Raw genomic sequence first — 17,928 nt, 5'->3', positions numbered from 1 at the left:
CCGCCCGGCGAAACGGGTATGCTACTCCGGGACGTGGTGACGGCCATGTGTCAGTACTGTAACTGGGCATTCCACGACGGGTGGGGGGAGCTCCTGAAGTACGACGAGACGTACCAGTCGGCGGTCGGCGCGGAGACGGAGTCGACCCACGGGTTCCACGACGAGTGGGACGACCTCCGGAGCGAACTGGGGATCTAAATCGGGAACACCGCGTCGGGGTCCGCCGTCGCCTCGCCCTCGTCCGCCACGAGCCCGCCCAACTCCTCTCGGATCCGTTCCTCGTGGAGGTCCTCGCCGATGAACACCAGCCGCGTCCGCCGGTCGTCGTCGGGGCCCCACTCGCCGATCGGTCCGGCCTGGACCGACGGGCCGGCCTGGCTCACGCCGATCACCTCGTCGGTGCCGGCGACGCGGACCACGCCCTTCGCCCGGACGATCGACCCGTCCCAGTCGTCGAGCCACTCGGCGAGCGCGCCCGGGTCGAGGGGGTCGCTCGACCGGTAGACGAACGATCCGACCCCGTGGGCCGCGGCGGCGCCCTCGGAGTGGACGTGGTCGTGGCCGCCTCCGTCACCGTGATGACCTCCTCCTCCGTCCCCGTCGTGGCCATGGCCGTCCGCCTCCTCGTCGGCGATGGCGCGCTTCCAGCCCGCCGACCCCTTCGCCGCCGCGAAGTCGAACCGGCCGGTGTCGAGCACCTCGTCCGGGTCGACCGCGGAGTAGGTGGTCCGGATCCGCTTCGCCCTCGGTCCCAGCCGCTCCGCGACCGACTCGATCCGGTCGAGCACGTCGTCGGGGACCATGTCGGTCTTGTTCACGAGGAGGACGTCGCAGAACTCGATCCCCTCGACGAGCACGTCCGCGAGCGGGCGGTCCGTCTCCGGCTGTGCGCCCCCCGGCAGCGTCTCGCCCGCGTCGAACTCCTTCCAGAAACCGTACGCGTCGAGGACGGTCACCATCGTGTCCAGCCGGAACCGCTCCCGCGGATCGACGTCGCTGTCGTCGGTCCCCTCCGTGAACGCCCGCGCGACCGGTACCGGCTCCGAGATGCCCGACGACTCCACGAGGAGGTAGTCGAACTCCCGGGAGTCGGCCAGCGCCGCGGCCTCCGAGAGGAGGTCGTCCTGGAGCCGACAGCAGATACAGCCGTTCGAGAGGTCGACGACCCCCTCCTCGTCGTTCTCGCGGGCGATCTTCTCGGCGTCGACGTTCACCTCGCCCATGTCGTTCAAGATGACGGCGAGCCGCCGGCCCCCCGGGTTCGAGAGGAGGTGGTTCACGAGCGTCGTCTTCCCGGCGCCGAGGTAACCGCTGAGGACGGTGACCGGGATGCGCGCGTCTGTCATGTATGATACCAATGACCACGTCTGTATGAAATGATCGATCGGGTGGATTAGAGAACGTTCATCCGTCTCACCGCCGTACCGCGAGGCGATGGACCTGAGCGAGTCGACCGTCCGGGACCGCGCCCGGGCGTACGCGGAGACGGAGCCGCTGTACGACGTGGAGCGCCAGCACGTCGAGACGGTCCCGAAGACGTTCGCGGGCGACGAGTACGGGCGCCGCGACGCCCAGTGGATCGTCCGGTGGTACTTCCGGCGGTACCTCGGCGAGTATCCGGACCGGGAGCGACGAGAGCGCGAGGACGCCTTCCGCGACAACGACTTCGGCGACGTGATCGACGCGCTCGACGCCGCCGTCGACGCCCTCGGCGCCGGGGACCCCGAGGGAGACGCACACGCCGACGAGGGGCGCGACCTCGACGCTCCGGCCGACGAGGACTGCGACCTCGACGCCGCCCTCTCGGCGCTCACCGCGCTCGACGGCGTCGACGTCGCGGTCGCGTCCGCCTTCTGTCAGTTCCTCGCGCCCTCGCGGTTCGTCGCGATCGACCGCCGGACCTGGGCGGTGCTGGCCGCGACCGGCGAGCTCGACGGCGACTATCCGGACCCGCCGTCGGCGGCCGACTACCGGGGGTTCGACGACGCCTGCCGGGCCGTGATGTCCCGGACCGGCGTCGACGCGTGGACGCTGTACCGGGCGCTGTGGCGGTCGTTCGAGGAGGTCTCCGGAGGGAGTCCGTAGCGTTACTCGACGACCTCGACGACCGGGTCGTCCGCGATCAGGCGCGTGAGGAGGACGCGCGGCACGTCGGCGCGGTGGAGGATCTCTCCGGCGACCGCCCGCGCCGCGGCGGCGTCCGCGTCGTCGTCGACCTTGTTCACGACCGGGATCGCGGTCGCGCCGCTCGGCGCGCCCTTCAGCCCGCCGGCCGGGCTCGCGAGGACGGTCGCCACGTCGGCCGGGCGGATCTCGTCGCCCGTCTCGCGGCCGGTGATCGCGGCGACCTCCTCCGGCCGGTGGACGAGGTCGTCGGTGAGCGGCTCGCCGACGACGTGCGCGCTCGCGATCGGGACGACGACGTCCGCGTTCGACGGGATCTGCGGCTCGCGCTCGCCGGGGGCCTTGAACTCACGGAGGCGCGCCCCGTCGGCCTTCACGAGCGTCGCGCCGGGCGCGGCGTCGGCGACCTCCGCGACGGTCGCGGTGTCGTACCCGAGGTATCGGTCCGACCGATCGCGCTCGGGGACCAGCCCCAGCGGCCAGTCCCCCTCTCCGACCTCGTCGAGCGCGGCCACGGGGTCCTCGGTCACGCGCACCGCGGCGACGCGGTCGTCGAAGATCGGTATCCGGACGCTCGCGGTCACGACCGCCCGGTCGAGTCGGTCGGCGAGCGCGAACAGCGTCGACTTCTTGCCGCCCGCGCCGACGACGCAGACGGTCGCGTCGCGGGCGTCGAGCGCGGTCGTCAGGTCCATGACCGGCCGTTCGGCCGCCGCCGGGGTCACTCTAACGGTGGGGCTAGCGGGAGGCGGTCGGGCGGGTCCCACCCCGCGCGGCGAACAGATTGATACGTCTCCGCCGCGCAGAGCGCCTGAATGAGTCGGAGCCGAACCCACGTCCTCCGGGTCGACCTCGACGCGGGCGAGACAGTCCGAGAGCGCGTCCCCGAGGGGTGGCGACGCGACTACGTCGGCGGGAAGGGGCTGGGGGCGCGCTACCTCTACGAGGAGCTGTCTCCGGGGACCGACCCGACCGCCCCGGGGAACGCCCTCGCGCTCTTCGTCGGGCCGCTCGCGGGCTACCTCCCTGGCGAGACGCGCTACGCCGCCGTGACGAAGTCGCCGCTCACCGGCGGCTTCCTCGACTCGTACGCCGGCGGCGACTTCGCCGACCGCCTCGCGGGGTCGCTCGGCGACTGTCTCGGCCTGCTCGTGACGGGCGCCGCGGACCGTCCGGTCCGGGTCGAGGTCGAGGGGGGTCGCGCACGGATCGAGCCGAGCGACGCGTGGGGCGACGACGCCGCCGAGACGGCCGCGCGGTTCCCGGACGCCGGCGTCGCCTGCGTCGGCCCGGCGGGCGAGCGCGAGGCGGCCTACGCGACGGTCGCGAGCGACGGCGGCGACCACCAGGCCGGCCGCGGCGGCGCCGGCGCGGTGATGGGATCGAAGCGGCTGAAGGCGGTCGTCGCCCGCGGCTCGCCTCCGGCTGTCCCGGACGACCTCACCGCGCTCCGCGACCGCGACGCAGCGGCGTACGGCCGCGACCCGACCGGCGAGTGGCAGGCCGCTGGCGAGACGGTCGAGACGGTCGACTACGCCGACGAGGTGGGGATCCTCGCGGCGGAGGGGTGGACGGCGACCGGCTTCGACGGCGCCGACGACATCGGTGTCGAGGCCGCGCTGGAGCGCGCGACGGGACGCGAGGGCGAAGATCAGACCGTCCCCGGCGGCTTCCGGATCGACACCCCGGACGGCGAGGTGGTCCCGCGCGGCGCGGCGCCGATCACGCTCGGCGCCGGCCTCGGAATCGACGACTTCGACCGCGTCGTGGCGCTCTGCGGGGTCTGCGACCGGCTCGGCCTCGACGTGATCGGCGCGGGCAACGCGGTCGCGTGGGCGGTCCGCGCGGGCGAGGCGGGGGTCGTCGACTGTCCCGTCTCGTTCGGCGACGCCGACGGCGCGGAGCGGCTGCTGGAGTCGATCGCGGCCCGCGAGCCGGTGCGCGGTCTCGCCGTCGACCCGGATCTGCCGGACGCGCTCGCCGACGGGATCGACGCCGCCGTCGACCGGTTCGGCGGCGCGGACCTCGTGCCCACGGTGAAGTCGATGGCGCTGCCGGGGTTCGACCCCCGCGCCGCCGTCGGGGTCGCGCTCGCGTACGCGACGAGCGACCGCGGCGCGTGCCACCGCCGCGCGCGGCCGCAGGACACCGAACCGCTCGCCCGCCCCGACCGCTCTCCCGCCGATCAGGTGCGAGACGTGGTCGGCGAGCAGAACGCCCGCTCCGTGCTGTGGAGCCTCGTCGTCGACGACTTCGTCGGCGAGGCGGTCGGGGCCGACCTCGGCGCGGAGTGGCTCGCGGCGGTCGACCACCCCGCGGTCGACCCCGCCGCGCGCGGCGACGACGCCGCGGACGACCCTGTCGACGCGCTCGCGAGGACCGGCGAGCGGATCTGGACGCTCACGCGGCTGTTCAACGCCCGCGAGGGGCTCGACCGCGCGGACGACGCGCTCCCCGAGCCGCTCCGCACGCCGGCCGCGGACGGGACGCCCGGGGTCGACGCCGACGCCTTCGACCGCCTGCTGGACCGCTACTACGCCGCGCGGGGATGGGGCGAGCGCGGGCTCCCGACGCCCGAGACGCTCGCCCGCCTCGGCCTCGCGGGGATCGCCGACGACGCGACCCCGCTCGACGAGGGGCCGATCGACCCCGCGGCGGGCCGTTCGGACGACTAACCGGCGGAGGAGAGCGGGCACCGACCGCCGACCGCGGGCCCGGGCGGCTCAGCGACGCAGCCCGCCTTCCGACTTGATCCGCATGATGTGCCGGACGTTGAGGTATATCTCCTCGGGCGAGGTCTCCTCGCCCGAGTCGTACAGGTCCGAGACCCGGTAGATGATCGCCGAGAGCTGCTTGCTCTCGGAGCTGTCCCCGCGCACGTCCTCGGCGACCTCGCGGAGGAACTCGCGGACCTCCTCGTCCGCGGCGAACTCGCCGCCTCCGGCGTCGTCCGGCACGACCGGGTCGACCCCCGCGGCCGCGAGGGGGTCCTCGCGGTCGTCGCCGCTCGCGGCCCCGTCGTCCGCGCCGCCGCTTCCCTCGGCGTCGGGGGCGCCCTCGCCCGCGTCGGTCGTCTCGCCGTCCGCCGCGTCGGTCATCGGCCCTCGCTCACCCCGCGGCGGCGCACGACGCCGGCGTTGTTCGCGACGTTCTCGACGAGCACCTTGAACGCGTCCGCGGTCTCGCCGTCCTCCAAGACGACCGGCTCGCCGTCGTCGCCGCCGGTGCGCACGTCGGGGTCGAGCGGGATCCCGCCGAGGAACGGGAGGTCGTGCTCCTGCGCGAGCCCCTTCCCGCCGCCGGAGCCGAATATCTCGTGGAACCCGCCGCAGTCGGGACAGCGGAAGCCGGCCATGTTCTCCGCGATGCCGAGGACGTTCGTGTCGTGTTTGCCGAACATCCGGAGCCCTTTCACCGCGTCGTCGAGCGCCACGTCCTGCGGCGTCGTGACGATCACCGCCCCCGTCAGCGGCAGCGTCTGGAGGATGGTGAGCTGCGTGTCGCCGGTGCCCGGCGGGAGGTCCATCACGAGGTAGTCGAGGTCGCCCCACTCCACGTCCTCGACGAGTTGGGTGATGATCTTGTGGACCATCGGGCCGCGCCAGATGACGGGGTCGTCCTCGCCCGTGAGGAAGTCCATGCTCATCAGCTTCACCCCGAACCGCTCGGGGGGAACGATCGTCTCGCCGTCCGTCTCCGGCCGCTGTTCCGCCGACACCATCCGCGGCACGTTCGGCCCGTATACGTCGGCGTCGAACAGGCCGACGCGGGCGCCGAGCGCCGAGAGCCCGGCCGCGAGGTTCACCGCGACGGTCGACTTCCCGACGCCGCCCTTCCCCGAGGCGACCGCGATCACGTTCTGGACGCCCGGCAGGACCTGCTCGTCGGCCGAGAGTTCGTCGGGGATCGACGCCGACAGCTCCACGTCGAGGCCGGTGTCCGCGAGCGCGTCCCGCACGTCGTCGGCGATCGCCGACTCGGTCGGCGAGAAGGGGGCGCCGAGCGCGAGCGAGACGCGGGCCGTCCCGTCCTCGACCGCGACGTCGTTCACCAGCCCGAGCGAGACGATGTCGCCGCCGAGGTCCGGGTCGCGCACGTCCGCGAGCCGCTCCCGCACGTCCGATTCGTTCATGCCCGAGGGGAGGGCCGTGGGTCGAATAAGGGTTCTGTACCCGGGCGCGCCGCCGTTCCCGGCGCGACCGCGGTCGACCGGTCAGTCGATCCGGGTCCCGGCGTCCTCCCCGCGCAGGAACGGCGCCAGCCCCTCCGCGCCGAACACGTGCGCCGGCGCGTCGAGCGCGAGCAGCTCGCGCACCTTCGCGGCCATCCCCCCCGACACGTCGGTGGCGTCGCTCGCGCCGAGCGCGTCCGCGACCGCCTCGAACGCGTCGATCGCGTCGATCACGTCGCCGTCGCCGTCGAGGACGCCAGGGACCGTCGAGCAGACGCCGACCCGGCGCGCGCCGAGCCCCGCGGCGAGCTCGACGACCAGCTCGTCGCCCGAGACGACCGTCACCCCGTCGCCCGCCGTCGCCACCCCGTCACCGTGGAGAACCGGGACGAACCCCTCGCCGAGCAGCGTCGCCGTCGACCCGAGCGGGAGGTCGAGCCCGCCGCCCGTCCCCGCCGTCCGCGCCGCGAGCGACAGCGGGTGAACGGGCACCGCGGGCACGCCCCGCTCGCGGAGCCGGTCCAACACGTGCGCGTTCAGCCGCTTCATCGCGCCGTGGACCGCCGCCACCGCGTCCGCGTCGCGCGTGCCCGCCGTCGTCGACACGCCGCGTTCGCTGGCGTGGTGGTGCCCGAAGCTCCCGCCGCCGTGGACGACCGCGAGCCGGTCGACGTCGCCCGCCGCGAGCGCGTCGGCCACCGCGTCGCAGGCGGCGTCGAGCGCGTCGCCGTCGAGGGTCTCGGGCCGGTCCTTCTCGGTGATCAGGCTCCCGCCGAGCTTGAGGACGACCGGCGGCACGCCGGCGGCGGGGTCCGCAGCGCCGTCCGCGCCGTCGCCCGCCGCGCCGGGGCCCGTCACGGCTCCACCACCCGGACGCCCTCGGTCGCCAGCTCGGCGCGGAACGCCTCCTCGCAGCCCTGGGTGAACGAGAGCGCGGTCTCCGTCGCGTCGCTCTCGTCGAGCGCGACGATACAGCCGCCGCCGCCCGCGCCGGTGAGCTTCGCGCCGTGCGCGCCCGCGTCCCGCGCGGCCCACACCATGGCGTCGAGCGACCGGGCGGAGACCCCCAGCGCCGCGAGCAGCCCGTGGTTGAAGTCCATCAGCTCGCCGAGCGCCGCGAGCAGCTCCGGGTCGGGCTCGCTCCCGGGGTCGGCGTCGGCGAGGAGCCGCTCGCCCTCCCGGACCAGGTCGCCGACGGACTCGACGGTGTCGGCCGCGAACTCGTGTTCCGCGCGGAGCGCGCGGACGCCGGCGACCAGCTCGCCCGTGTCGCCCGCGCCGCCGTCGAAGCCGACGACGAACGGGAGGTTGGGGGCGTCGATCGGCTCGCAGTCGTCGCCCTCGACCCGGACCGCGCCGCCCATCGTCGAACAGAAGGTGTCCGCCCTGGAGGCCTGCCCGTCCTGGACCTCGAACTCGGCCTGATACGCCCGCTCGGCGAGTTCTCGGCGGTCGAGCGGCTCGCCGAGCGCGCGCGTCGCGGCGTCGATGCCGGCCACGACCACCGCCGCGGACGACCCCAGCCCCGCGCCCAGCGGGATGTCGCTCTCCACGGTGATGTCGAAGCCGGCGTCGGGGGCGTCGGCCGCGTCCCGCGCCTGCTCGACGGCGGCGTCGACGTACCCCATCGCGGCCTCGACGAGCGGCGTCGGCACGTCCACGTCCGGACGGTCGCTCGTCCCCCCGGAGTACTCCACGGTGAACCCGTCCAAGGAGAGGTCCTCCGCCTCGACGCGCACGTGGTCGTCCTCGCGCGGCTCGGCGGTCACCGCGGCGCGTCGCTCGATGGCCGCCGGCACGGCCGGCTCGCCGTAGACGACGGCGTGTTCGCCGAAGAGGTACACCTTCCCCGGCGCCTCGCAAACGGTCATACGACGACGGTCGCTCCGCGGGCTTACAGTCGTTGCGCTTGCCGGAGCGGCGCGTTCCGCGGTCGCACCCCTACTCCGCGTCGCGTACCGGCTCGCCGGACCGGACCGCCCGCCGGAGCCCGACCTCGGCGACGTCGCCGGCGCGCTCGGCGGTCCGTCGGAGCGCACGCGAGGCCCAACGCAGCTCCGCGGCGCTCGGTCCCGCCTCGTCCAACCACCGGTCGAACGAGTCGATCCGCTCGCGCGCCTCGCGGGCGGCGACGACCGCGTCCCGCGCGGCGGCGACGGGGTCGTCGCCGAGGGTCACGCCCACTCCGTCGACGACGACGTCGCGGACCGTTCGGCCGACCTCGCGGAACGCCTCCAGCGGCGGTCCGTCCGGCGGCTCGTCGAGCGCGGCGGCGGCGGCGCCGATCTCCGACGCGGCGTCCCCGAACCGGCGGAGCTCGCGCATCGCGGTCCACGACTCGAACAGCTCCGGCCGCGTCGCGCCGAGCGCGTCGACCTCGCTCAGGTCCGCCGCCCCCCGAGACACGGACCGCTCGATCATCGCCGCGAGGCGCTCGACCTGGTCGTCTCTGGAGCCGACCGGCGACTCGTCGGGCGCCGCCTCGAGCGACTCGACGGCGTCCGCGTGGATCGAGCGCGCGGTGAACGACAGCTGGCGGAGCGACTGGCTCACGGAGACCTCCTCAGAGTCTAACATGATCCGCACCGTCGTCTCGGTCTCGGACTCCGCGGCCACGGACATCCCGATCCGACCCCGAGCGGTCCGCTCGACGACGCGCCGCTGCGCCGGGGTGAGCGCCCCGTCGCACTCGATCGTGACCTCTCGAAGGCCGGCGGCGTAGGCCGCTCGCAGCGCCCGCGCGATCACCTCGGGCTCGGCCGACTCGATCCGGCCGGCGGCCGGCGCGTCGGCGTCGCAGCCCTCGGGCGTCTGGACCGCCAGCACGCCGTCGATGTGATCGTGGAGGCTGACGGTGTCGCCGGCGGTGACGCCCTGCGACTCGGCCCACTCTTTCGGCAGCGAGACGGTGTACGTTCCGTTTCCGACGGTCTGGACCTTGCGGGTTTCCATGCTCAGTAGAGTAGCTCCGGGTCGTTCTCGACCATGTACAGGGTTCGCGCCGCGATGTTCACCGCGTGGTCACCGACCCGCTCTAAGTCTCGCACGGTCAACAGCAGCCGAGACACGTCGTCCAACAGCCGCTCGGCGGCCCACCCGTCGTCGTCGGTCTCGGCGATCAGTTCGCGGGTGACGCTCTCGCTCGCGCGCTGGCAGAGCGCGTCCACCTCGTCGTCGTCGGCGGACACTGCCCGGCACGCCGCGGGGTCGCCGGTCTCGTACGCCGCGAGGCTCCGTTCGAGGAGGTCGAGCGACGCCGCGCCGATCGCGTCGACCGCCACCTCCGGGGCGACGGTCTCCCGCGCCGCCAGCGAGTAGTTCGCGAGGTTCACCGCGAGGTCGCCGATCCGCTCTAAGTCGGTGATGATCTTGAACGAGGCGGTGACGAACCGGAGGTCGCCGGCGACCGGCTGCTGAAGGGCGAAGAGGTCGACGCAGCGGTCCTCTAACTCGAGGTACGTCTCGTTGACCTCGTCGTCGCCGGCGGCGACCTCCCGCGCCAGCGACTCGTCCCGGTTCTCGACGGCCTCCAGGCTGTCTCCGAGCCGCTCCGTCACGAGGTCGCCCATCGCGAGCACCTCCGAGCGGAGCCCGTCGAGCGACTCCTGGTACCGTTCTCGGGGCACGGAATCACCCGAACTTGCCGGTGATGTAGTCCTCCACGCGCTCGCTGTTGGGGTCCTCGAACACCTGGTCCGTGTCGCCGTACTCGACCAGTTCGCCGCCCGTGAGGAACACCGCGGTCTGGTCGGAGATGCGGGCCGCCTGCTGCATGTTGTGCGTGACGATGATAACGGTGTACTCCTCCGCGAGGTCGTCGATCAGGTCCTCGATCTTCGCGGTGGCGATCGGGTCGAGCGCGGAGGCCGGCTCGTCCATCAGGATGACCTCGGGGTCGACGGAGAGACATCGGGCGATACATAGGCGCTGCTGTTGCCCGCCGGAGAGGCCGAGCGCGTTGTCGTCGAGCCGGTCGCTCACCTCGTCCCACAGCGCCGCGTCGCGGAGGCACCGCTCGACCAGCTCGTCGCGCTCCTCAGCGTCGCTCCGGTTCAGGAGCCGAGCGAGCAGGCCCGTGTCGAGGTCGCCGTGCTTCTCCGGGCCGTAGGCGATGTTCTCGCGGATCGACTTCGGGAACGGGTTCGGCGACTGGAACACCATCCCGACCCGCTTCCGGAGTTCGACGAGGTTGACCCCGTCTTGGTAGATCTCCTGGCCGTCGAGCCTCACCGAGCCGTCGATCCGGGCGGAGCTGACGCGGTCGTTCATCCGGTTCAGACACCGGAGGAACGTCGACTTCCCGCAGCCCGAGGGGCCGATCAGGGCGGTGACGCTCTTCTCGGGAATCTCCATCGAGACGCCCTTCAGCGCGTGGTCGTCGCCGTAGTGGACGTGGAGGTCGTCCACGGACATCTTCGCTTCGCCCCGGAACTCGTAGTCGGTCCATTCGGACTGGGTCTGTTCGACAGTCTCACCGGGAGTCGTCGTGAGCGGCTGGTCGCTGTCCGTCGTCGCGGTGTCGGTCTGGGTCTGTGGGTTGGTGTTTTCGCTCATTGGTAGTTACGTGTGCTTGAGGCGGCGCCGGAAGTAGTAACGCGTGACGATGCCGACCGCGTAGAACGAGAGGACGACGACGAGCAGCACGAACGCCGTCGCCCAGCGGAACTCGTCCGCGTTGCCGACGTTGCTGCTCGCGCCGACGCCGGCCGTGATGAGGGCGTACAGCTGGTACGGCAGCGCCGACGTCGCCTCCATCAGCGCCGGATTCGCCACGAACGGCGGCGCCGACGTGAACTGGAAGCTCCCGAGGACGTCGACCGTCTGTGAGCCGGGAATGAACGTCCCGCCGGCCATCGTCAACAGGATCGGCGCCGTCTCGCCGGCGATCCGGCCGACGCCGAGGATGACGCCGGTGACGACGCCCGGGAGCGCCGCCGGCAGCACGACGCTGCGGATCGTCTGCCACTTCGAGACGCCGAGGGCGGCGCTGGCGTCGCGGTACTCGTCGGGAACGGAGAGCATCGCCTCGCGCGACGTGATGACCACGAGCGGCAACAGCATGAAGCCGAGCGTGATCATCCCGGCGAGCAGCGACTTCCCGTTACCGAACCGCGGGATGAGGAACGCGAACCCGAACAGCCCGAAGACGATACTCGGGGTGCTCCACAGCCCGTTGGTGGCGACCTCGACGACCTGCGTGAACCGGCCGCGCTCGGCGTATTCGGTGAGGAACAGCGCCGCGCCGACGCCGAGCGGGACCGCCAGCACGACCGCGCCGATGACGAGCCAGACAGTGCCGACGATCGCCGGCAGCACGCCCTGGAAGTCGTTGAACAGGGCGACGCCGTTCATCACGAACGGCACGGAGACCGGCAGCGCGACCGAAACGCCGAAGACCGACATCGTCGGCCCGCTGCCCAACCCGAACTCGGCGCCGTTCAACAGGCCGGGGATCCCCTGGACGACGACGAAGGCGACGAGGATGAAGAGGAACGCGACGATGGAGAGCGCGTTGAGGTAGACGAGCACGTACGCGCCCATGTGGCGCCCGCGAGCACCGAAGCCGCCGTACGCCTTCGCCGACGCCCAGCCGCCGTACAGGGAGGCGAACAGCGTGGACGCGGGGATGAGGAACTCGGCGGTGATGGCGGCCTGCTGGGCCCAGTCGAGCTCCCACGCCCACTCCGGACCGATGACGCCGGTCAGGAACACGAGCCCCGTCAGCGCGAGGAGGGCCCCGAGCGGGAGCGTCGAGCCGACGTCCTCCCGCGGGAGGACGGTGAGCGCGAACGCGAGGCCGCCGACCGCGACGCCGCCGAGGACGCCGACGGCGGTGCCGAGCCCGAGCGTCTGACTCACGACGCTGCCGCCGATGACGACCCACGGGACGGCGGCGCCGAAGCCCGCGATGAGCCCGGCGCTCGGGTCCGGGTCCGTCTCGACGTAGCCGAGCCGCGACCCGGCGCCGAAGGCGATCACCGCGACGCCGAGCGCGGTCAGGAGGCCGCCGAGCAGCGTCACGGTCTGGACGCCGAGCAGCGACCCGGTGAGGCTGACGCGCTCGAACAGCGCCGCCACGGCGAGCGCGAAGAGGGTCGCAGAGAGACCGACGGCCACGCCGGCGACGGCGTCCGTCTCGGTGGTCTCGGACTCGACGAGCTTCGCGTCGGTCTCGCTGGCACCGGCCATCAGACCTCACCTCCCAGCCGCTTGTACATGCGCCACTCGATGTACTGCGCGCCGATCGAGATGACGAGGACGGTGACGAACAGGATGACGCCCGCGACGAACAGGGCGTCCATCTGGAGCCCGTCCGCCTCGCCGTAGTTCCGCGCGATGATCGAGGTCAGCGTCTCCTGCCCGTAGAAGACGTTGACGAGCGGGTCCGTGAGCCGCGGCACGCCGCGAAGCATCACCGTGGCGGCCATCGTCTCGCCGATGGCGCGGCCGACGCCGAGCAGAACCGCGGCCGACACCCCCGAGAACGCCGCCGGGAGCGTGATCGAGGTCATCGTCTGCCAGTCGGTCGTGCCCATCGCCAGCGAGCCGCTCTTCATCGACTCGGGGACGCTGCTCAGCGCGTCCTCCGCCACGGAGACGACCGTCGGCAGCGCCATCAGGCCGACGACGATCCCGACGAACAGGTACGACCCCTGCCCGGTGGTCTGGAACTGGTCGGAGGCCCACGGGCCGAGCACGGTGAAGCCGATGAACCCGTAGACGATCGAGGGGATCCCGGCGAGGATCTCGACGCCGGGCTTGACGACCTCGCGGACGGTGGGCGGGGCGATCTCGGAGAGGAACAGCGCCGCCGAGACCCCGAGCGGCGCGGCGACGGCCGACGCGATGAGCGTCACCATCACCGTCCCGTGGATCATCGGTACCATCGAGTACCGGATCGGCGGCGAGACGGCGTCCCAGTTCGGCTGGATGAACATCCTGAGCCCGGGGACGGTGACGCCGAACACCGTCGCGCTCTCGTACTGGATGACCGGGACCGACTCCCGGAAGATGAACACGATGATGAGCCCGAGGATGAGAATCGTCGATATGGTCATCATCAGCGCGATGGTGTACGCCGTCTCCTCTTGGTACCGGAACCAGCCGATCCCCGCGGCGCCGAGGAAGACGACGAACGGAACGATCGTGAGGTCCGAGACGGCCAAGAACCCGACGAGCGTTCCGAGCAGCGACATCGCCATCACGAGTATGATCGCGAGCGCGGCCGGTTCCGTGTCCTCGACGAACTCGCGGGTCCGCCGGATCTGGGCGCTTACAGCGCTGTTTATTCGTCCGCTCTGAGAGTCTGTTACCTCTGCCATGAATCTGTTATGAGTGCCATTTGCGTCTTGCGTGTATTATAGAAGTGGTGTTTACGTCGAGAGGGGAGTTTGCGCGTCCCGGAGTCTGCGGACGACGGCCCGGGCGGGCCGCGCCGGATCACGTGGCAGCGCGTGACCGAGCGTCGAGGCGGAACCGGTCTACGGCATCAGCAGGTCTTCCGTGGCCACGGACGAGACCTGCTCTTTCATCGTTTCAAGGTCGCTGGTCGGGAGCGGGATGTAGTTGTTCCCCTCGACGAAGACGGTCTGTCCGAACTCGTTGAGGAACATGTTGACGAACGCCGCCTCGCGCGCGTCGTACCCGCCGCCGTCGGGGTTGTCTTCCTCGATGAGCGTGTACATGTGGAGGTCGCGGTTCAGCGGGTACTCGCTGTCGAAGATGGTGTTCTCCGCGTCCCGGCTGGTCTCGTACAGCGTGCCGTCGAACTCGATCGCGATGGGCGTCACTTCCGGCCCCGTGAACGCGAGCGCCATGTACGCGATGGCGCCCTCGTTCTGGGCGACGGCCTGCGCGACCTGCTGGTTCTGCCCGAAGCGCGTGTCGACGCCGGACATCGAGGCGTCGGCGCTCCCGAGCATGTTCAGGCGGAACGAGGTGTCCGTCCCGGAGCCCTCGGCGCGGCCGATGACGTAGATCTCCTGGTCGTAGTCGACGCCGTCGATCTCGCTCCAGTTGGTGATCTCGTCCTGGTAGATCGCGCGGATCTCCTCGCCCGTCAGCTGGCTCACGCCGGCGTCGGCGACGTCGGAGCTGATAACGACCGGCTGGCCGTCGCGACCGACGACGTTGTCGACGACCGTGCTCTGGGCCTTCTCCTCGCTCCAGTCGAGCTCGGCCGTGATCGGGCCGGAGGAGTTCCCGATGTCGACGAGCCCCTCGGTGACGGCCTCGCAGCCGGTCCCCGAGTGGCTCAGGCCGACCGTCGTCGGGAACGGCGGCGAGGAGCGCTGGTCGGTCGGCTCGTAGCCGAACTTCGCCGCGAAGTAGTCGGCGATCTTCATGTCGCCCGCGCCGTCGGACGAGAGCTGGTCCCAGCCGGGGACCGAGCCCTCGTCGTTCGACCCCCAGTACTCGCCGTCGCTCGGCGGCGCGTTGGAGTTCCAGTAGGAGCTCCCCGTGTTCGAGATGGGGTACACCGTCGAGGAGCCCTCGGCGTTGAGCAGCGCCGTGTTGAGACCGGAGCCGTCGTCGCCGCCGGACCCTCCGTCGCTTCCGTCGCTTCCGTCGCTTCCGTCGCTTCCGTCGCCGCCGGAACCGCCCGAACCGCCGTCACCACCGTCGCTGCTGCCCCCGCAGCCCGCCAATCCGGCGGACCCGAGCGCCCCGGACGTGATGAGAACTTTCCGCCGCGACACGCCTCCGTCAACCCAGTTCCGGTCTGACATCGAGTGGAGACAGGCAGTAGTGTATTAAACTGGTTTATATTTCTGATATGTCGGTATCCGTGGCCGGGTAGAGGCGTCTGTAGATCCCATATTAGTAATATCGGGTTCAATAGGATATATAGACAAATATAGCGCTCTGCTGGCCTCTATCGCATAAATACGTATCTGACCGAAGGTATTACTCCGCCGCGTCGAAAACGGACGTGCATGTCTCGACCCGCGACGGAAGACGTTTCAGTCGACGTACTTGTCGACGAGGTCTCCGATCGAGTCGACGCGGATCCGGAGTCGATCCGCCGTCGGCTCGACCCCGTCACCGACGACGGGACCGTGACGGCCGCTGCCTTCGAGTCGACCGTCACGGACGTGTCGCAGATCCTCGCCACCGCCGAGACCCGCGTCGACCTCGCGACGCGCGCTCACGAGGACGCGACCGCGGCCGCCGCCGACGCGCCCGACCTCGACGTCGTCGAGGTCCGCAGACGGGCGTTCGGGGCGCGGCTCGACGACCTCCGGGCGGAGGTCGAGGCGCTCGCCGACGACCTCGGGGCGGCCAGGGCGGACCCTGAGTCGCCGATGGACGTCTACCGCGCCGCGGTCGAGCTTCACGAGGTGACGACCGGCGCACAGGACGTGGTCCGCGTCGCCCACGACCTCGAAACCGAACTCGAGGCGTTCGAGGCGTGGCTCTCTTCCGCGAACCGCCGCCACGACGGGCTCGTCGACGAGGTCGAGGCCGCCGAGGAGTCCGCCGAGTCCCTCGCGGAGACCGTCGAGGCGCTCCGGGCCGCCGAGGAGCCCGACCCGGAGCGACGGTTCGAGGCCGGCGTCCAGGCGCGCGTCCTCGACCTCGTCGTCGCCGACCTCCGCGCCGAGGCCGAGGACCTCCGCGCGTGGGCCGAGCGCGACGGCGTCGCCTTCCCGGACGACGTCGACGCGCGGCTCGACGAACTTGAGGCCGAGGTGGCCGCACACGGCGCGGCGCTCGCCGACGGCGCGGACCGGGATGACCGGTTCGGCGAGCGGCTCGACGCGCTCGACGCGGAGCTCGCGGCGATCGAGCCGCCCGTCGCGTGGGCGCGGGTGGACGAGACGGTCGCGGAGGCGCGGTCCGCGCTGTCCGACGACGGCGGAGCGCCCGCCGACCGGGCTCGTCAGTAGTTTGACTACCGCGATGTCGCAAGGAGGCGACGCGTCGACGCGGGCTCGCGCCGCGACCGTGGTCGCCCTCCTCCTGCTCGCCGGCTGCGGCGGCGTCGTTCCGGGCGGGGCGGCACCGCCCGACGCCTCGCCGCCAGACTCGCCGCCGATCGACTCCGAGCCGAACGAGACCGCAGACGAGCGGCTCGTAGACGTCCCGTTTCCGGCGGGGTTCTCCCGGACGGGGATCGACATCGCGACGGCGCGCGAGCGGTCCGTGACCTTCCTCCGAACGGAGCCGGTGACAGGGGCCGCGGTCGAGCGCTTCCGCGCCGGGGCGTACGCCGACTACGAGTACGACGCAACCTCGGAGCGGACCCGGTTCCGACTCGACGTTCACAACGGGTACGTCGACGTCACGCGCAGCGAGGTGTACGTCGACGGGGGCGTCCGGTACAGCCGGAGCGCCCGGAACAGGGACGTCTCCTTCGAGGCGTCCAACGGCTCGCTGGCGGAGACGCGGTACCGCGCGGCCGACTCGATGTGGGCGGTCGCCTCCCGGATCCTGACCGTGGCGGACTTCCGCGCGGTCCGGACCGTCGACGAGGACGGCGAGCGGCTGATCCGCTACGCGCCGACGGACGTCGCGGTCCGAAACGCGACCGACATCCGGGGCTACCTGACCGTCGACCGGAACGGCGTCGTCCGAGAGGCCGTCCTCGCGTACGATCGGGCGGGCGAGTCCAAGCGGTTCGAGTACGCGGTCGCTCCCCGCTCCGCCGACAGTGAGGTCGCGCCGCCCGCGTGGCTCCCCGCGGCGCGAGCGGACGCCTAGGCGCCGGGAAAGCGTTGATTCATCCGCAACGCGACCGAGGAACCGTGCCCCGCCACACCTTCGCCCTCTGTTGCGTCCTCTTGATCGCGACCGCCGGCTGTACCGCGCCCGGCGGCTCCGCGGCCGACGCGACGGTCGAGAACGCCGAGTCGACGTCGTACCGGATGACCGCATACCTGATCGACGACCGGGTCGCCGCCGGTGACCTCACCGTCCGCGTGACGGACGGCGCCGGGACGCGGGAGACGATCGAACTCGTTCGGCTGGACGCCGCGGGACCGTACTACGACCTGTTGCTCGGTGCGGCGCGGAACGCTACGGTGCGCCGGCTGTCCGCGGAACTCGCTGAGCCACTCCTTCGTGTTTTCCGACGGCCCGGAGAACGGGTACCGGTCGACCTGCTCGTGACCGAGACGCCGCGACGGAACGCGAGCGACCGGTTTAAGTGGATCTGCTGATGGATCGGAACCGATGCCCTCCACAACTCGCCGCGCGTTCGCCGCCGGGCTGTCGACAGTCGTCGCCGCCGGGTGCGTCGGCCGCGACGACGCCGACGCCGCCCCCCACTGGGTGAGCGTCTACCTCGCCGACCGCGAGGCGACGCGCGACGTGACCGTGACGGTCCTCGACGCGAGCGGCGCGACGCTGTTCGAGGAGTCGTACCGGCTCTCCGACGACAACGAGGCCAAGGAGGACGCGACGTTCCCCGGGCCGGCCGAGCCGGAGACGGTCGTCGTGACCGTCGACGACGCCCGGTTCGAGCGCGACTGGCCCGGGTTCGAGCGGGCGTCCCTCCCCTGCGACGGGCCGAACAGAAGCGGCGTCGAGCTCTGGATCGAGTCCGCCCCGGACCAGGGCCCCGACCTGCGGCTGGAGGCCGACTGTCAGCACGTCACCGAGGCGTGAGCCGGGAGCGACGCCGGAGGAAA

19 protein-coding genes are annotated in these 17,928 nt (G+C 71.9%); 7 read left to right on the top strand and 12 right to left on the bottom strand.

The window, feature by feature from the left end; all coding sequences use genetic code 11:
- Positions 1-18 precede the first annotated feature (18 nt).
- Positions 19-198: a hypothetical protein gene (locus EXE48_RS09510; RefSeq protein ID WP_137707173.1), complete on the top strand. Its 180-nt coding sequence runs from the start codon at positions 19-21 to the stop codon at positions 196-198.
- Here the strand turns inward: EXE48_RS09510 and EXE48_RS09505 are convergent.
- Positions 195-1,346 carry a CobW family GTP-binding protein gene (locus EXE48_RS09505; protein WP_137704480.1) on the bottom strand — a complete coding sequence of 384 codons (1,152 nt, stop codon included), beginning with the start codon at positions 1,344-1,346 and terminating at the stop codon, positions 195-197. The two genes, EXE48_RS09510 and EXE48_RS09505, sit on opposite strands and share 4 nt — an antisense overlap.
- Positions 1,347-1,434: 88 nt before the next feature.
- Between EXE48_RS09505 and EXE48_RS09500 the strand changes: the two genes are divergently transcribed.
- Complete coding sequence (locus EXE48_RS09500; protein WP_137711298.1) at positions 1,435-2,085, top strand: hypothetical protein; 651 nt, start codon at positions 1,435-1,437, stop codon at positions 2,083-2,085.
- A 2-nt stretch (positions 2,086-2,087) separates the two neighbouring features.
- Here EXE48_RS09500 and yqeC read toward each other — a convergent pair whose 3' ends face one another.
- Positions 2,088-2,819 (bottom strand): selenium cofactor biosynthesis protein YqeC, encoded by a 732-nt coding sequence (gene yqeC, locus EXE48_RS09495; RefSeq protein WP_053771081.1) that lies wholly within the window; start codon positions 2,817-2,819, stop codon positions 2,088-2,090.
- Positions 2,820-2,939: 120 nt separating this feature from the next.
- On the opposite strand from yqeC, the gene EXE48_RS09490 reads away from it, so the two are divergent.
- Positions 2,940-4,799, top strand: coding sequence for an aldehyde ferredoxin oxidoreductase family protein (locus EXE48_RS09490; RefSeq protein ID WP_137711297.1), 1,860 nt, complete (start codon positions 2,940-2,942; stop codon positions 4,797-4,799).
- Between the two features lie 48 nt (positions 4,800-4,847).
- Here the strand turns inward: EXE48_RS09490 and EXE48_RS09485 are convergent, their stop codons facing one another.
- From EXE48_RS09485 to EXE48_RS09440, 10 genes are all read right to left on the bottom strand, one after another.
- On the bottom strand, positions 4,848-5,222 hold the full coding sequence (locus EXE48_RS09485) for a DUF7976 family protein (RefSeq protein WP_137704478.1): 375 nt from the start codon (positions 5,220-5,222) through the stop codon (positions 4,848-4,850).
- Complete coding sequence (locus tag EXE48_RS09480) at positions 5,219-6,256, bottom strand: Mrp/NBP35 family ATP-binding protein (RefSeq protein WP_137704477.1); 1,038 nt, start codon at positions 6,254-6,256, stop codon at positions 5,219-5,221. Before EXE48_RS09480 ends, EXE48_RS09485 begins: the two co-directional genes overlap by 4 nt.
- Positions 6,257-6,337: 81 nt before the next feature.
- Positions 6,338-7,153 carry an isopentenyl phosphate kinase gene (locus EXE48_RS09475; RefSeq protein WP_137711296.1) on the bottom strand — a complete coding sequence of 272 codons (816 nt, stop codon included), beginning with the start codon at positions 7,151-7,153 and terminating at the stop codon, positions 6,338-6,340.
- Complete coding sequence (mvk, locus tag EXE48_RS09470) at positions 7,150-8,166, bottom strand: mevalonate kinase (protein ID WP_053771086.1); 1,017 nt, start codon at positions 8,164-8,166, stop codon at positions 7,150-7,152. Before mvk ends, EXE48_RS09475 begins: the two co-directional genes overlap by 4 nt.
- A 70-nt stretch (positions 8,167-8,236) precedes the next feature.
- The gene (locus EXE48_RS09465; protein ID WP_121599690.1) at positions 8,237-9,247 is read right to left on the bottom strand and encodes an AbrB/MazE/SpoVT family DNA-binding domain-containing protein; all 1,011 of its coding nucleotides are present in this window, start codon (positions 9,245-9,247) and stop codon (positions 8,237-8,239) included.
- A gap of 2 nt (positions 9,248-9,249) precedes the next feature.
- Positions 9,250-9,921, bottom strand: a complete 672-nt coding sequence (gene phoU / locus EXE48_RS09460) for a phosphate signaling complex protein PhoU (protein ID WP_053771088.1) — start codon at positions 9,919-9,921, stop codon at positions 9,250-9,252.
- Positions 9,922-9,925: 4 nt separating this feature from the next.
- A complete protein-coding gene (pstB, locus tag EXE48_RS09455) occupies positions 9,926-10,849 on the bottom strand; it encodes a phosphate ABC transporter ATP-binding protein PstB (protein ID WP_053771089.1) in 924 nt (307 codons plus the stop codon).
- A 6-nt stretch (positions 10,850-10,855) separates the two neighbouring features.
- On the bottom strand, positions 10,856-12,484 hold the full coding sequence (pstA, locus tag EXE48_RS09450; protein ID WP_053771090.1) for a phosphate ABC transporter permease PstA: 1,629 nt from the start codon (positions 12,482-12,484) through the stop codon (positions 10,856-10,858).
- Positions 12,484-13,617, bottom strand: a complete 1,134-nt coding sequence (gene pstC / locus EXE48_RS09445; RefSeq protein WP_053771091.1) for a phosphate ABC transporter permease subunit PstC — start codon at positions 13,615-13,617, stop codon at positions 12,484-12,486. Before pstC ends, pstA begins: the two co-directional genes overlap by 1 nt.
- A 159-nt stretch (positions 13,618-13,776) precedes the next feature.
- Positions 13,777-15,024: a PstS family phosphate ABC transporter substrate-binding protein gene (locus EXE48_RS09440; protein ID WP_053771092.1), complete on the bottom strand. Its 1,248-nt coding sequence runs from the start codon at positions 15,022-15,024 to the stop codon at positions 13,777-13,779.
- Positions 15,025-15,231: 207 nt separating this feature from the next.
- Here EXE48_RS09440 and EXE48_RS09435 point away from each other — a divergent pair, with 207 nt between their 5' ends.
- Genes EXE48_RS09435 through EXE48_RS09420 form a run of 4 tightly spaced genes read left to right on the top strand, consistent with a single transcriptional unit; the run spans position 15,232 to position 17,905 of the window.
- Positions 15,232-16,185 (top strand): halo transducer protein, encoded by a 954-nt coding sequence (locus EXE48_RS09435; RefSeq protein ID WP_137704474.1) that lies wholly within the window; start codon positions 15,232-15,234, stop codon positions 16,183-16,185.
- Between the two features lie 13 nt (positions 16,186-16,198).
- Positions 16,199-16,999, top strand: a complete 801-nt coding sequence (locus EXE48_RS09430; RefSeq protein WP_137711295.1) for a hypothetical protein — start codon at positions 16,199-16,201, stop codon at positions 16,997-16,999.
- A gap of 44 nt (positions 17,000-17,043) precedes the next feature.
- Positions 17,044-17,457 carry a hypothetical protein gene (locus EXE48_RS09425; RefSeq protein WP_053771095.1) on the top strand — a complete coding sequence of 138 codons (414 nt, stop codon included), beginning with the start codon at positions 17,044-17,046 and terminating at the stop codon, positions 17,455-17,457.
- Positions 17,458-17,470: 13 nt separating this feature from the next.
- On the top strand, positions 17,471-17,905 hold the full coding sequence (locus EXE48_RS09420; RefSeq protein ID WP_053771096.1) for an Ig-like domain-containing protein: 435 nt from the start codon (positions 17,471-17,473) through the stop codon (positions 17,903-17,905).
- Positions 17,906-17,928: the final 23 nt, after the last annotated feature.

The organism is Halorubrum sp. ASP1 (assembly GCF_005435135.1).
In the GTDB taxonomy this organism is placed as follows: Archaea; Halobacteriota; Halobacteria; order Halobacteriales; family Haloferacaceae; genus Halorubrum; species Halorubrum tropicale.
The sequence above is the reverse complement of the archived record's forward strand: the minus strand, read 5'-3'. Positions and strand labels throughout refer to the sequence as shown.

What these genes read in the sequence shown, in the direction of transcription:
- EXE48_RS09510 (WP_137707173.1), top strand. Translation starts at nt 19, where the DNA reads ATGCTACTCCGGGACGTGGTGACGGCCATGTGTCAGTACTGTAACTGG.
- EXE48_RS09505 (WP_137704480.1), bottom strand. Translation starts at nt 1,346, where the DNA reads ATGACAGACGCGCGCATCCCGGTCACCGTCCTCAGCGGTTACCTCGGC.
- EXE48_RS09500 (WP_137711298.1), top strand. Translation starts at nt 1,435, where the DNA reads ATGGACCTGAGCGAGTCGACCGTCCGGGACCGCGCCCGGGCGTACGCG.
- yqeC (WP_053771081.1), bottom strand. Translation starts at nt 2,819, where the DNA reads ATGGACCTGACGACCGCGCTCGACGCCCGCGACGCGACCGTCTGCGTC.
- EXE48_RS09490 (WP_137711297.1), top strand. Translation starts at nt 2,940, where the DNA reads ATGAGTCGGAGCCGAACCCACGTCCTCCGGGTCGACCTCGACGCGGGC.
- EXE48_RS09485 (WP_137704478.1), bottom strand. Translation starts at nt 5,222, where the DNA reads ATGACCGACGCGGCGGACGGCGAGACGACCGACGCGGGCGAGGGCGCC.
- EXE48_RS09480 (WP_137704477.1), bottom strand. Translation starts at nt 6,256, where the DNA reads ATGAACGAATCGGACGTGCGGGAGCGGCTCGCGGACGTGCGCGACCCG.
- mvk (WP_053771086.1), bottom strand. Translation starts at nt 8,166, where the DNA reads ATGACCGTTTGCGAGGCGCCGGGGAAGGTGTACCTCTTCGGCGAACAC.
- EXE48_RS09465 (WP_121599690.1), bottom strand. Translation starts at nt 9,247, where the DNA reads ATGGAAACCCGCAAGGTCCAGACCGTCGGAAACGGAACGTACACCGTC.
- pstB (WP_053771089.1), bottom strand. Translation starts at nt 10,849, where the DNA reads ATGAGCGAAAACACCAACCCACAGACCCAGACCGACACCGCGACGACG.
- pstA (WP_053771090.1), bottom strand. Translation starts at nt 12,484, where the DNA reads ATGGCCGGTGCCAGCGAGACCGACGCGAAGCTCGTCGAGTCCGAGACC.
- pstC (WP_053771091.1), bottom strand. Translation starts at nt 13,617, where the DNA reads ATGGCAGAGGTAACAGACTCTCAGAGCGGACGAATAAACAGCGCTGTA.
- EXE48_RS09440 (WP_053771092.1), bottom strand. Translation starts at nt 15,024, where the DNA reads ATGTCAGACCGGAACTGGGTTGACGGAGGCGTGTCGCGGCGGAAAGTT.
- EXE48_RS09435 (WP_137704474.1), top strand. Translation starts at nt 15,232, where the DNA reads ATGTCTCGACCCGCGACGGAAGACGTTTCAGTCGACGTACTTGTCGAC.
- EXE48_RS09430 (WP_137711295.1), top strand. Translation starts at nt 16,199, where the DNA reads ATGTCGCAAGGAGGCGACGCGTCGACGCGGGCTCGCGCCGCGACCGTG.
- EXE48_RS09420 (WP_053771096.1), top strand. Translation starts at nt 17,471, where the DNA reads ATGCCCTCCACAACTCGCCGCGCGTTCGCCGCCGGGCTGTCGACAGTC.